General features: G+C 41.4%; 13 protein-coding genes. 1 reads left to right on the top strand and 12 read right to left on the bottom strand.

Annotation, left to right across the window (positions count from 1 at the left end):
• Positions 1–15: 15 nt before the first annotated feature.
• The 11 genes from ispD to EO124_RS04570 all read right to left on the bottom strand — a co-directional run bounded on the left by ispD (position 16) and on the right by EO124_RS04570 (position 11,566).
• Positions 16–1,179 carry a 2-C-methyl-D-erythritol 4-phosphate cytidylyltransferase gene (gene ispD / locus EO124_RS04520; RefSeq protein ID WP_127058517.1) on the bottom strand — a complete coding sequence of 388 codons (1,164 nt, stop codon included), beginning with the start codon at positions 1,177–1,179 and terminating at the stop codon, positions 16–18.
• The gene (locus EO124_RS04525) at positions 1,176–2,333 is read right to left on the bottom strand and encodes a PIN/TRAM domain-containing protein (protein ID WP_127058518.1); all 1,158 of its coding nucleotides are present in this window, start codon (positions 2,331–2,333) and stop codon (positions 1,176–1,178) included. Before EO124_RS04525 ends, ispD begins: the two co-directional genes overlap by 4 nt.
• A gap of 83 nt (positions 2,334–2,416) precedes the next feature.
• A complete protein-coding gene (gene radA / locus EO124_RS04530) occupies positions 2,417–3,790 on the bottom strand; it encodes a DNA repair protein RadA (protein WP_127058519.1) in 1,374 nt (457 codons plus the stop codon).
• Positions 3,791–4,002: 212 nt separating this feature from the next.
• Positions 4,003–6,459: an ATP-dependent Clp protease ATP-binding subunit gene (locus tag EO124_RS04535; RefSeq protein WP_127058520.1), complete on the bottom strand. Its 2,457-nt coding sequence runs from the start codon at positions 6,457–6,459 to the stop codon at positions 4,003–4,005.
• 16 nt (positions 6,460–6,475) lie between these two features.
• On the bottom strand, positions 6,476–7,546 hold the full coding sequence (locus EO124_RS04540; protein WP_021842454.1) for a protein arginine kinase: 1,071 nt from the start codon (positions 7,544–7,546) through the stop codon (positions 6,476–6,478).
• A gap of 11 nt (positions 7,547–7,557) precedes the next feature.
• On the bottom strand, positions 7,558–8,097 hold the full coding sequence (locus EO124_RS04545) for a UvrB/UvrC motif-containing protein (protein ID WP_127058521.1): 540 nt from the start codon (positions 8,095–8,097) through the stop codon (positions 7,558–7,560).
• A gap of 6 nt (positions 8,098–8,103) precedes the next feature.
• Complete coding sequence (locus EO124_RS04550; protein ID WP_127058522.1) at positions 8,104–8,583, bottom strand: CtsR family transcriptional regulator; 480 nt, start codon at positions 8,581–8,583, stop codon at positions 8,104–8,106.
• 484 nt (positions 8,584–9,067) lie between these two features.
• Entirely contained in the window at positions 9,068–9,553 is a 486-nt protein-coding gene (locus EO124_RS04555; protein WP_127058523.1) for a ferritin, read from the bottom strand.
• A 480-nt stretch (positions 9,554–10,033) separates the two neighbouring features.
• Positions 10,034–10,357: a DMT family transporter gene (locus tag EO124_RS04560; protein WP_127058524.1), complete on the bottom strand. Its 324-nt coding sequence runs from the start codon at positions 10,355–10,357 to the stop codon at positions 10,034–10,036.
• The gene (locus EO124_RS04565; RefSeq protein WP_127058525.1) at positions 10,354–10,800 is read right to left on the bottom strand and encodes a MarR family winged helix-turn-helix transcriptional regulator; all 447 of its coding nucleotides are present in this window, start codon (positions 10,798–10,800) and stop codon (positions 10,354–10,356) included. Before EO124_RS04565 ends, EO124_RS04560 begins: the two co-directional genes overlap by 4 nt.
• A gap of 235 nt (positions 10,801–11,035) precedes the next feature.
• Complete coding sequence (locus EO124_RS04570) at positions 11,036–11,566, bottom strand: cysteine hydrolase family protein (protein ID WP_127058526.1); 531 nt, start codon at positions 11,564–11,566, stop codon at positions 11,036–11,038.
• Positions 11,567–11,897: 331 nt separating this feature from the next.
• On the opposite strand from EO124_RS04570, the gene EO124_RS04575 reads away from it, so the two are divergent.
• A complete protein-coding gene (locus EO124_RS04575; protein WP_127058527.1) occupies positions 11,898–12,482 on the top strand; it encodes a hypothetical protein in 585 nt (194 codons plus the stop codon).
• 138 nt (positions 12,483–12,620) lie between these two features.
• Here the strand turns inward: EO124_RS04575 and EO124_RS04580 are convergent, their stop codons facing one another.
• The gene (locus EO124_RS04580) at positions 12,621–13,274 is read right to left on the bottom strand and encodes a DsbA family oxidoreductase (RefSeq protein WP_127058528.1); all 654 of its coding nucleotides are present in this window, start codon (positions 13,272–13,274) and stop codon (positions 12,621–12,623) included.
• Positions 13,275–13,290: the final 16 nt, after the last annotated feature.

A 13,290-nucleotide genomic window follows, 5' to 3' on the forward strand; every position in this document is an offset into this window, starting at 1 on the left:
ACAGGTTGCTAAAGATTAAGCTTTATAAAGCGTTACTACCGCCTGAGCAGCCAAACCTTCCTTGCGACCAAACGCCCCCATCTTCTCATGAGTCGTTGCTTTTACACTAATAAAATCTTCGCCAATCCCTAAGGCACCGGCCAGATTTTCCTTCATAGCCCCGATATGAGGCTTTAATTTAGGCGCTTCAGCAATGACCATAACATCTACATTATACGCCTTAAATCCTTTTTCGTGTAGTAGTTTCACAACACGGCGCAATAATTCCATACTTGAAATACCTTTGAACGCATCATCTTCCGGCGGAAACCAATACCCAATATCGGGTAAACCGGCCGCTCCCAATAAAGCGTCCATCAAAGCATGAATCAATACATCCGCATCGCTGTGGCCATCAGGGCCGAATTCACTCTCGATTTGTACACCGCCCAAAATACAAGGCCTGCCTGTTTTAAAACGATGCACATCATAGCCGAAGCCTACTCGCATCATAGGTTCTGTCACTCCTAAATATTGCTTAGCTCTTATAATATCCTCGGGGGTTGTGAGTTTACAATTGGTATAATCACTCAGTACGATATGAACCGGTTTACCTTGATGCTCTACCAAAGATACATCATCAGTTCCCAAGAAGTCAGTCTCAGCCGCGTAGGCCTGTGCATCCATGAGCCATTGACGCTGAAAACCTTGCGGCGTTTGAACCGCATATAATTCGCTACGTTTTAGCGTCTCCGTAACTAATAAATCATCAGACACACGTTTTATCGTATCGATAACCGATACAGCCGCTACGGCGGCGCCATGTTCTTTAGCCCCCTCAGCTACTGCCTTAAACAGTTCCGGTTTAGCCATGGGTCTTGCCCCGTCGTGTACCAGAATAAGCTCCGCTGACTCACTGACAGCAAGAGTGCCGGCTCGTACCGAATCCTGCCGTTCTTTACCGCCCGGTACGATGCGTGGTTGCCAAGGCAACGTACCCATATCGGCTACTTCCTTCGTCACAACATCTTCTTCACCGGCTGCGGCTACGATAATAACTTCCGAAATATCAGCTACCTTCGCCAGATGGTGCAAATTCCACTGCAACACAGAATATTTGCCGAGGCGTAAAAATATTTTGTTAGCTTCACAACGCATGCGTTTACCGGCTCCGGCGGCTAATAAAATACAGCTGATCATTCCTTAGTTCCTTTCGCTCGTGCAAAAATCATACGACCTGCACTGGTCTGTAATACTGACGTAACCATAACATCAATTGACGTGTCCACATATTGGGCCCCGTTTTCAATAACAATCATCGTACCGTCATCTAAATAAGCGACACCTTGATTATCTTCCTTGCCCTCTTTAATAACCTGGACACGAATCCATTCGCCCGGAATCATGGCCGGTTTTAATGCATTGGCCAAATCATTTAAATTAAGCACTTCAATACCTTGCAAGCTGGCTACTTTGTTCAAGTTAAAATCATTCGTTACAATTTTCCACTTTTTGTCCAAAGCAAGACGCATCAATTTGGAGTCTACTTCTGTAATATCTTCAAAATCATCGGCAATTACTTTAATGGTGATTACCTCTTTTTGTTGCATACTTTGCAAAATATCAAGACCGCGACGACCACGATTACGCTTCAACACATCGGCTGAGTCAGAAATATGTTGCAATTCCTCAAGCACGAATAAAGGCACTACTAAAGGCCCTTCCAAAAAGCCCGTTTCACACAATTCTGCAATACGACCGTCAATAATAACCGACGTATCCAATAACTTTGCTACCGATACCGATTCAAATTCGGAGATAACCGGTATTGCCGCCTGCTCGCTGTCTTTAGGGACAACGTCTTTTTTCTTATCTTTTGCCACTGTGCGGCTCTGCAGCCAGTTGGCATAGAGCTCCGGTCCTTTGCGCGATGCCAAACGCATCCCGATATAACCGAAGATAGCACTTAAAATAATAGGAATGTACGAACCGATAATCGGTACGCGATAAAATGCCAAGCCAATAAGATTTGCTATTATAAGTCCAAAAAGTAATCCGGCTGTGCCGGCCATTAATTCCTGATTAGGTACACGGGATAAGAGACTTTCAATTCTTCTGGCCAATTTTAACCCCTGATTAATAATCGGCAAAGCGATAACAAAGCCGATTAGAGCGCCAATTAAGCCGCCCAAAGCTAAGGCTAAAATTTTAATTATGGAAATACCGAAGAAGCCCATTGTCCAGAACTTCACATCAATAATCGGTTCCCATACAGGCATAAAATTGTCCGTCAACATATAACCCATAATCCCAACCAATAAGGCTATGACATGACGTAAAATCTTATATACCATTCATTTCACCTCCTTTCACTGTGTACACCTATATTGTACATTAAAATTATAAATAAATCATTAAATCATTATTAAAAATACTATCAAAATACGAGTTGCATCGCTTCTTGTACCGTGGTAACGCCGTGAATCGTAATATCCTTGCGGTTCGTCTTCACCTGTTTCGCATTCCCCGCCGGCACCACAAAACGGGTAAAGCCCATTTTGGCAGCTTCCGCAATACGCTGTTCAATGCGCGGAATACTTCGGATGTTACCGGTCAAGCCTACTTCACCGAGAATCACCATATCGGCCAGTACCGGGCGATTTTTTAAATTCGACACGATAGCCACAGCCACCGATAAATCACAAGCCGGTTCATTCACCTTTAAGCCACCGATAACATTCACGTACACGTCTTTATTTCCCAGTGTCAGATTACAACGTTTTTCTAGCACAGCCAAAAGAATAATAAGACGATTTAAATCATAACCAATCGACGTACGGCGCGGCATACCGAATGCTGTCGTCGCCACAAGGCTTTGCACTTCAACGAGAATCGGTCGAATCCCTTCCAAATAGGCCATAACAGCGGAACCGGTTTCTTCTTCCGTCCGTTCCGCCAATAAGGTAGCCGATGGATTAATAAGCTCCGCCAGGCCCTCCTCTTCCATGACAAAAAGACCCGATTCCGAAGTGGAGCCAAAACGGTTTTTAATGCCGCGCAAAATACGGAACTGATAGGACCGTTCCCCTTCAAAATAAAGAACCACGTCCACCATGTGCTCCAGCATACGCGGTCCCGCAATATTACCTTCTTTAGTCACATGACCGATGATAATAACCGGCACGCCCTGCTCTTTGGCAAAGCGAAGTAAACGGGCTGTACATTCACGCACCTGGCCCACACTACCCGGCGTAGAATCAAGAGCGTCTGTAAACATAGTCTGAATCGAGTCAATAACAAGAAGAGCCGGCTTATGCTGACTTGCTTCTTGCAAGATAGAGTCCAAATTAGTATCTGCCATAACCGCTAAGTTCTGCCCTTGAATGCCTAAGCGTTCAGCTCTAAGCTTTAACTGCATCTGCGATTCTTCGCCCGACGCATAAAGCACCTTACCATGAGTATCGGCGATTTTACCCGATACTTGTAAAAGAATAGTCGATTTACCGATGCCCGGGTCACCGCCTAATAAAATGAGCGCTCCCGGCACGATACCGCCGCCCAAGACGCGATCAATCTCACCGTAACCGGTGGATATACGCGGTGAATCTTCCGTTTTTATATCCGCAAGCGCCACCGGCTTAGTAGCCGCCTTATCTACAGGGGCATAAGAGGCGGTTCCCTTTTGCTTCGTTTCACGTACTACTTCTTCTACCAATGTATTCCATTGACCGCACTGCGGACATTTGCCGAGCCAACGGGCTGATTCCGCACCGCAGTTATTGCAGAAATATGCTGTCTTAACCTTTGCCATAGATTCCCTTTCTTTATATACTCGTAAATCAACTTCAAATTGAGAACCTTTTTTTCATAATTATTTATAAAAAAAATCACGAACACCATTTAAATAGTATTCGTGATTTTTAGTGCAATATCCTTCAAACAGAGGAGTAATTTTTCATGAATAAATTGGTAAATCGGCGTTATAATCAACCAAATCTGTAACTGTTAATCAAATCCTGTTAATTATACTACCATTGTGATGTCGCCGTCCACCACATTTGCTTTAATAACCGAACCGGCAGGAGCATCGCCCTTCAAGATCAAGTCAGAAATAGGGTCTTCAACCAAACGCTGAATAGCACGTTTTAACGGACGCGCACCATACGCAAAGTCGGAACCTTCTTTAACCAATACGTCAAGCGCTTCAGGAGATACTTCCAAAGTAAGGTCACGTTCAGCCAAACGTTTCGTTACATCTTTAAGCAAGATGTTAACAATTTTGCCTAAATCTTCACCGGTCAATGGATGGAATACAACCATTTCATCGATACGGTTCAAGAATTCAGGGCGGAAATGACGTTTTACGGCATCCAACGTATTTTTCTTGGCTTCCGCAAAGGAGCTTTCGGCGTTCTTCTTAGCATCTTCTTTATTCTTGGCAGCTAAGAATCCCATAGCGGCGCTGTCTTCTTTTAAGAAGTTGGAGCCTAAGTTACTTGTCATGATAATAACCGTATTACGGAAATCGACCGTACGACCTTGGTTATCAGTCAAACGACCGTCGTCTAATACCTGCAATAAGATGTTGAAGAAGTCCGGATGAGCTTTTTCAACTTCGTCAAACAAGATGACACTGTAAGGTTTACGACGTACGGCATCGGTCAACTGACCGCCTTCATCATAGCCCACATAGCCCGGAGGCGCCCCGACTAAACGAGATACGGTGTGTTTTTCCATATATTCGGACATATCCAGTCGAATCATGGCATTTTCATCACCAAAGAGGTTAGCTGCCAAGGCACGAGCCAATTCCGTTTTGCCGACACCGGTAGGGCCTAAGAATAAGAACGAACCGATAGGACGTTTCGGATCTTTAAGGCCCGCACGAGCACGACGTACGGCTTTAGAAACAGCTACGACAGCTTCATCCTGACCGACAACTCGTTCATGAAGTTCGTCTTCCAAACGAAGCAGACGCTGCGACTCTTCTTCAGCAATTTTCGCAACCGGTACACCACTCCATTGAGAAACAACGGCAGCGATATCATCTTCGGTAACAACAAGTTTTTCTTCGTCTTCTTTGCTGCGAGCTTGTTGTTTAGCTTCGATTTCATCAACCAATTTCTTTTCTTCATCACGAAGTTTGGCTGCTTCTTCGTAGTTTTGTCCGGTTACGGCTGCTTCTTTTTCTTTACGAACATCGGCCAGACGAGTTTCCAAATCTTTCACATCAGGTGGCGCTGTAAATACTTTCATACGTACTTTAGAGGCTGCTTCATCCATTACGTCGATAGCTTTATCCGGCAAGAAACGGTCGGAAATGTAACGACTGGACAGTTCAACAGCAGCTTTTAAAGCTTCGTCGGTAATCTTAGCTTTGTGGAACGCTTCATAGCGGTCACGCAAACCTTTCAAAATTTCAAGAGCTTCTTCTTCACTTGGTTCACCGACCAATACCGGTTGGAAACGACGTTCCAAAGCAGCATCTTTTTCGATGTGTTTCTTATATTCATCGAGGGTCGTAGCACCGATTACTTGGAACGTACCACGAGCCAAGGCCGGTTTCAAAATATTAGCTGCATCCATGGAGCCTTCAGAAGCACCGGCCCCAATCAAAGTATGAAGTTCATCGATGAAAATAATCATATCATCGTGTTTCTGTACTTCGTCGATGGCTTTTTTCAAACGTTCTTCGAATTCACCACGGTATTTAGCACCGGCAACCATAGCTGTTAAGCTTAAGGAAATAATACGTTTATTACGTAAAATTTCAGGTACGTTCTGCGTTACAATACGCTGCGCCAAGCCTTCGGCAATGGCCGTTTTACCGACACCAGGTTCACCGATAAGTACAGGGTTATTCTTTGTACGACGGCTTAAAATCTGAATTACACGGTTAATTTCATTATCACGGCCGATAACCGGGTCAATCTTGCCTTGTTTTGCCAATTCATTCAAATCGGTGGCAAAATCTTTTAAATCACCCAAATTACTGTTGCCGCCGGCACCATTCGCACCGTTGCCGGATCCGCCTTCAGAACCATTTTGTTCGGAGCCATAAATACTGTTAATAGCTTTGACAACGTCATTAGCACGAATGCCCATACCATAGAGGACATTGACAGCTACCCCGCCGCCATCTTGCAAAATACCGAGCAATAAGTGTTCGGCACCAACATAGTTATGCTGCATTTGGTTGGCAATTTCCACGGCTAATTGCAATACCCGTTTGGTACGCGGCGTAATATACAATTCATTACCATGGCTGTTACCGCGGCCTACCGCATCCAACACAGCTTTTTCCGTAGCTTTAGCTTCCAACCCCAAAGAATGGAGCGCTTTGGATGCTACGCTGTCATCTTCTTCCAATAAGCCAAGGAGTAAATGTTCTGTGCCCACATAGTCGTGGCCGAACTCCTTAGCTTTCTCTTGTGCAATGCCTAAAGCACGTTGCGCACCGTCTGTAAAACGTTCAAACATATAATCACCTCATATCTTAGCGGGCTAATCTGTCACGAACAACTTTAGCGCGATAGCTGTCGCGTTCCGGAGCTGTCATCGATTCTTTCCCGGCATATTTACTTAAAAAGTTAGGTCTTGTAGTTACCACGAGCTCACTGAATACATCAGCCGAATGTTGTGGCAACACGCCCATATCCATACCTAATTGAACATCACTCAAAAGACTCAGCGCTTCTTCACCGGATAAACGCCGTGCGTATTGCAAAGTGCCAAACGCACGCCATACACGGTCTTCAAACGCTTCAAAATCGTTACTTTTAATAGCCTCACGAGCCTTCACTTCTTCTTGAACTAATTTTTCAATTACTTTCTGAATTTGTTGAATTGTGTCTTCTTCACTGATCCCCATCGTCACTTGGTTAGAAATCTGATAAATATTACCTAATGCCTGGGAACCTTCACCATAAAGACCACGAACCGAATAACCAAGCTGCGTAATATTACGAACCAAACGATTAATCCGACCCGTCATGGCTAATGCAGGCAAATGTAACATTACGGAAGCGCGAAGCCCCGTCCCCACATTAGTCGGACAAGCGGTTAAATAGCCGTACCGTTCGCTAAACGCATAGTCACATTTACTTTCGATGGCATCATCGATAAGGAATGCATGTTCCAACGCTTCTTTAAGCTTAAGGCCCGGTTCCATAGCCTGGATACGAATATGATCTTCTTCGTTGACCATGATGGCCACAGACGCGTCATTGGCAACAATTAAGCTGCGATACATTGCTTTTTGTCCCATTTGTGGACTCATCAAATGCTTTTCAACGAGAATTTCACGTTCCGTATCAGATAATTTATCTAAACTAATATTGGAATAATCGCGACCATCGGCGGCTTTTAAAGTGCCAAGCACACCGCGCATCATGGTGTCGACCTTTTTCAGCGACTCTTCGTTATTCCGATTAGTAAATTGCAATCCTTTGAAGTTACGAGCCAAACGAATGCGGCTGGACAATACGATATGCGAATCCATCTTGCCTAAAGGATCACTGCTTTTCAGCCAACCGCTAAGCGGTTCATCTAAAATTTTATCTAACATAACTGTCCCTCCTATTTGTCGGTGTTACCCAAGGATTGTTCCAACGATTTAATTTCATCACGCAAGCGAACGGCTTCTTCAAACTGTTCCGCTTTAACCGCTTTATCAAGTTCCTGACGTAACCGTTTGATTTGGTGTTTTGTTTTGAAAACGCCCGTACCGCGACTCGGTACACGACCTTCATAATTTAACGAACCTTGTAGACGTCTTACCAAAGGTGCAATCTGTGCTTCAAAGGCTTCATAACAATGATCGCATCCGAATTTACCGGTTTGATTAAAATCACTGAATGTCATACCGCATTGACTGCAACGCGTTTCCTGGCGAGGATTCAATAAGCTGTCAGGATATAATGAATTAGTAAAGAAGTCATTAGTAAAGAAATCATTGTCCCATAAGGATGGGCCGAAGTTCATAAAACCTTGACCGCCGAAATCTTCGCCCTGCTGTTTAGCACAGGCATTACATAAATGACGTTCACTTTTCTTACCGTTAACCACCCGAGTCATATGGACAGTGGCTTCATTTTTTTTACAATTATCACATAACATAACGCATCATACCTCCTTCACCATGGAGACTACTTGTTCAAATAAGCGACGAACTTTTGCTTCTCGCGTTTTGCGATCCGGTTCTTCCATCAAGATGGCGAACGCTTCATGTAAAAGGGCCGCCTCTCGTTTACGTAAGAACTTCTGCTGCATCAGTTCAAATAAAGAATTATCTATCATACCCATGGTCAATGGTTTGTCAGTGGCTGTTTCTTCATTGGCATCTTGTTTAGGCGCTTCTAACAGTGCTTTCACAGGAATACGAGTGATGCTGATAAAACCGCCCAGACCACGTCTCGATTCTACGATAAACCCGCGGTCATTGGAAAAACGGGTGCTTAAGACATAACTGATTTGCGATGGCGCACAATTGAGCTCATCGGCCAATTCGTTACGGCGTAACACAATACCGTCTTCTCTATTTGCCTGCTCTTCCAATAATTTAGCTAAAATAAACTTTTCAATTCGATCCGCTAAAATTCCCATACATCATCTCTCCAAACTTTATATCTATTAATACACTCTGCATCATATAATACCTTCATTCTATTTATGATTCGGTCGACTTTCGGCTAACTTTTAGTTCAACTTATTTCGTCTCACCTTTTAACCTTTTTACCTTTTGTTCTTTTGACCTTGTCTATATAATAGTTGACTTTTTGACTTTTGTCAAGCTAAAAAGTCAAAAAAATATAAAAAATTTGACTTTTTATTTTAATCAGTATTTATAAGGCTTTTTAAGCCATCAGACTAAACTGTATTTTTACCATTTAGCTAAAAATTAGGGTTATAGGACAAAAATTACAAAGGTCAAACAACTCTACTTGTTAAAAAGACAAAGAAAATCCGAATACAAAAAAAGACGCTCCGAAGAGCGTCTTTTTTAGCTTACTTAAGCTTGTGTAATTTTTTATCAGTTAAAACTATTGATATTAGACTAAGTCAGATTGTACTCACAACTAACTTAGAATTATTGGCGGTTACCCAAACGAGCATCAACAAACAACTGGCTGGCACGGCTGTCACCGGCGAATTTAAATTCATCAACCAAGTCGCGAGCGCTGGCTTCTTCTTCAACCTGTTCATTAATGAACCAGTTCAAGAAGTTAACAGTAGCATAATCTTCTTCTTTAATAGCTAATGCATAGATTTCGTTGATTTTACCGGTAATTACTTGTTCATGGTTGTAAACCATTTCAGCTACTTTCAACGGATCGCTAACTTCAACAGCCTGAGCTTTGATGTCGCCCAAAGTAGTGTTTTCGTTGCGAGTTTCTAAATAGTCAATAAATTTAAAGGCATGATCCATTTCTTCTTGGTACTGCAAACGCAACCAAGCGGAGAAACCTTTAAAACGTGCATCAGCCATTGCTAAGGACAATGCTAAATATAAGTATGCGGAATTAAATTCAAAAATTACTTGTTCATTTAATGCTTTTGCGATTTTTTTGTTCATGGTAAACTCACCTGAAGCCTTTCTTCTCAATTAACTTTTAATTAATGTTACACCACGCAGAAATTTACATGCTGTAATGGAGCCGTGATTCACATCACTAAGCTTGATTAATTCTTTATAAGTATTTATTATCGCTTACAACTTCATTATAGCACATCGATTTTCATAAATCTACCCTTGTTTTTCAAATAGCACTTCTCCAGTAATTCTAAATCTTCATACGTGAGATTACTAAAACAGTTACAACCATTATCAACAAAGGTTTCCTTACTGTATCATCTTCTTCCTTGCTATTTGTTCTATTTACTTTGTTGCTCTTTAGAACTCTGTAATAATTACTCTATGCCTGCTACATTAAAACAAGATGAAAATATAATGAATTTTTAAATTTAAATGAGATTCTTTTTTAGTAAAATAAAAGGAGCCCATTTCCGGGCTCCCAAATACAAAGAATTCTGTTATAATTTTTTAATCTCTCAATTAATGAGCCCCCTTCAAATTTAGTAATATAACCCCCACTACAATGAGTCCGATGCCAACCACGGCTGTCATGGATAACTCTTCTTTCCAAATATAGACGCCGATTACCGCCGTTAACGCCGTGCCAATCCCAGACCAGATGGCATAGGCAATACTGAGTGGAATAACATTCAACGCCTTAGACAATGAATAAAAGGCCGAACTCATACCCACAACAAACACAATCGACGGTACTAATTTAGTAAACCCCATGGACAACTTCAACATAGATGTGGAAATAATCTCCAACACGATAGCGGTGCCTAAAAATATATAACCAATCATTTCTTTACCTCCATTACGCCTTCTTCAAAGGCCTTTGTAAATAACTCCATACTTTGTAACATAATGGCCATTCGCTCCTGCCCTATTTTTTGTAAGGCATAAGACTCAACGGCGTATAACTTTTTAACCATGGGCTCAAAGTATTCCTTTCCCTTAGCAGTCAGCGTCATATACTTCTCTCGACTGTCATCCGCTCCTATGGAATACGCAATCAACCCGTCTTGCTCAAAATTTTTACAAATAGTGGATACCGTTTGCTTCGGTAATCCCCATTCCAAACAAATCTTGCGCTGCGTGGCCTGTTCATTTTCAAAAATCGTCATAATGACCGCCAACTTATTATAGCTAATACCTTCTTTCTTTGCCCAACGGGTATATAGTTCTACAATTTGACCGAAAAAGCGACTTAGTGCTGTCATTTGTTCTCTGTGTAATATATCCAATTTAGTTCCTCCTTACACTTATGATTTACTATATATGCTTGCTGTTTATATTTTCCATACACAAAAGTCCTAATTCGTACTTTTCACGTTTTGTATTATAGTACGAATTAGGACTTTTGTAAAGGTCCGATTTAGGACTTTTTTTATTTTCTTGAAATTTAACTGATTTTATACTAACTAAAGTTCCAAAGTACTCAAAAAACAAAGTTCCAAATTATGTTAAGAACTGAAGCCTCTACTTAACAGCAATCTGGCAGCTGCGCATAGTTTCCAGCGCCGCATCATGTTTAGCAGGCGTTACCCCGGCACAGCAATCAGCCCATACCGTAATTGGTACGTTCGGCAAAAAAGCTTTCAACAAGATGGCATTGGATACAACGCAAATATCCGTACAAAGGCCAACGAGTTCAATAGAGTCGATTGGTTCTTCCTCATTTAAATACTGTAAATCTTCCGCCAATTCAACGGAGCCGAACTGATTTTTGCAATACACCTTTTCCGGATCCACAGGAGCGGCGTTTATAATTTCAGGTGCCAATTGCCACCCTTCCGTTCCTTCCTGGCAATGCAATACCGGTAAGTTCTGGCCTTCCTGTTCATTCAAATACGCTTCATCATGCGTATCCATGGTATAGAAAACATCTCCATCAAACTTGGCAATTTTAGCTGCCACTTTAGGTACAATCGCTTGCGCTTCAGCCGTCCCCAACGAACCAGTAATAAAATCATTCTGCATATCCACAACGATTAAAATTTTCTTTCCCATGATAATCCTCTCCTCGCTTGACTCAACTACTAATAAATTATCACGTCATTGTGACTCTATTATCAATCTATACTTCAATTCTATTTTAACAAAATTTACTGTAAAAAGGGACTGACAAATCATTATATTTCAAAATCCTGTTTGTATTATAAAATCGACCCTTTTAATATGCCTTAAAAGCATTTATATATAGTTTTTCAAATCCACTATTAATAAATAGTATTATCTTCTCTTATCAATTTTAGGTATACTAAAAATGAACATGCTATGAATCTATATGAAGAAATTAAGGCATGTAATGGAGTGTTATGTTATTAAGGAGAGTAAAGTTATGAAAAAGCTGTTTCGTGTATTAGCCGTATTATTAATTCCCTTCTTTTTCGCCACTACATATACCTCGGTGGATGCCAGTTGGCTCAGTAAAACCCTTGAGCGTTTAGACCGTTCCTTAGGTTCGTCTTCCAGTGCTACGACTAGTTCATCCGATGGCACTATGCGAGTTTCCCAAAAAGGTGAACGATGGATTGAAGTATCATCCAATAAATATTTTAATACATTTGTGGATAGACGTAGCCTTACGGCAAAAGGCCAAGCTCAACATAGAGAAGTTAGAGCCAATATCATGCATGTATTCACGCCATTAGGATCACAATGGCTGGGCAATCAAAGTAGAGGCGATGTAAAACCGGATGTAATTACAATATCTATTACAAAAGATGTTGTAGTTTTTGGAGTAAATCATTTTTATAGCACGTCTCATGATGCTCAATATTATGATACTCATGGCAACTTAATATTTGAAGGTTATTTAGCTGATTTTAATAATGCATACACCTATTCAGGAAAATACGTTCCTATGTCAGAAGAAGAGCAAATCAAAGATAAACTCTTTGCTATGTTCGGTTGGGACTATTAATATAATATAAATAATACAAGATAATTCTGAAGACCTGAGTTCTATTTAGAGCCCAGGTCTTCATTTTATCTGAATATTAAAATTTACCATTCATTATATAAATCACCTATTGCGATACAATAAGCAAATGAATGTTCATTACTCTGCCTCTTTCTCTAGCATTTCACGAAGCACTTTTTCAAATTCTTCAATTAGCAGCGCGCCCGGCAAGGCTACTTTATCGTTTACTACAAAGAATGGCACCGAATTAATGCCATAACGAGCAGCCAACGCTTCTTCTTCACGCACCTCATGGGCAAACTGTTCTGAATCCAAAACGGCTTTTACTTCTGCCTCATCCAAACCGGCTTCTTTAGCTTTAGCCAATAGAACTCCATGGTCTGCCAATACTTCATGTTTTACAAAATAAGCTTCATACAATAACTCTGTCAACATTTCCGCTACATCATTACCTTTTGCCTGCGCTAATTTTGTAATACGATGTGCGTCGAAGGTATTAGACGGTTTTGCCAAATCATATCTAAAATCTATCCCTACAGCCTGTCCCATCATGTTAACACCATTAATCCTGTCTGCTGCATCTTCCATAGTTAAACCATATTTAGAGGCAAGGCGTTCTGTGGCAGTCCCCTCCACTATTGCCGGTGCACTCGGATCAAGCTCAAATGCTTTCATTGTTACCATAATGGCTTCCTTATTTTCCTCATTTAATTTCTGAATGGCTGCTTCTAAATGCTTACGTCCGATATAGCAAAACGGACAGGCGTAATCTGACCAATATATAATTTCCATAATATATCCTTTCTAA

This window comes from Veillonella ratti, from assembly GCF_003992115.1.
GTDB classification, from domain to species: Bacteria; Bacillota; Negativicutes; order Veillonellales; family Veillonellaceae; genus Veillonella_A; species Veillonella_A ratti.

Bases quoted from the DNA above. Each gene is read 5' to 3' on its own strand.
- radA (WP_127058519.1), bottom strand. From the start codon at position 3,790: ATGGCAAAGGTTAAGACAGCATATTTCTGCAATAACTGCGGTGCGGAA.
- EO124_RS04525 (WP_127058518.1), bottom strand. From the start codon at position 2,333: ATGGTATATAAGATTTTACGTCATGTCATAGCCTTATTGGTTGGGATT.
- ispD (WP_127058517.1), bottom strand. From the start codon at position 1,179: ATGATCAGCTGTATTTTATTAGCCGCCGGAGCCGGTAAACGCATGCGT.
- EO124_RS04570 (WP_127058526.1), bottom strand. From the start codon at position 11,566: ATGGGAAAGAAAATTTTAATCGTTGTGGATATGCAGAATGATTTTATT.
- EO124_RS04545 (WP_127058521.1), bottom strand. From the start codon at position 8,097: ATGTTATGTGATAATTGTAAAAAAAATGAAGCCACTGTCCATATGACT.
- EO124_RS04580 (WP_127058528.1), bottom strand. From the start codon at position 13,274: ATGGAAATTATATATTGGTCAGATTACGCCTGTCCGTTTTGCTATATC.
- EO124_RS04550 (WP_127058522.1), bottom strand. From the start codon at position 8,583: ATGGGAATTTTAGCGGATCGAATTGAAAAGTTTATTTTAGCTAAATTA.
- EO124_RS04575 (WP_127058527.1), top strand. From the start codon at position 11,898: ATGAAAAAGCTGTTTCGTGTATTAGCCGTATTATTAATTCCCTTCTTT.
- EO124_RS04535 (WP_127058520.1), bottom strand. From the start codon at position 6,459: ATGTTTGAACGTTTTACAGACGGTGCGCAACGTGCTTTAGGCATTGCA.
- EO124_RS04540 (WP_021842454.1), bottom strand. From the start codon at position 7,546: ATGTTAGATAAAATTTTAGATGAACCGCTTAGCGGTTGGCTGAAAAGC.
- EO124_RS04560 (WP_127058524.1), bottom strand. From the start codon at position 10,357: ATGATTGGTTATATATTTTTAGGCACCGCTATCGTGTTGGAGATTATT.
- EO124_RS04555 (WP_127058523.1), bottom strand. From the start codon at position 9,553: ATGAACAAAAAAATCGCAAAAGCATTAAATGAACAAGTAATTTTTGAA.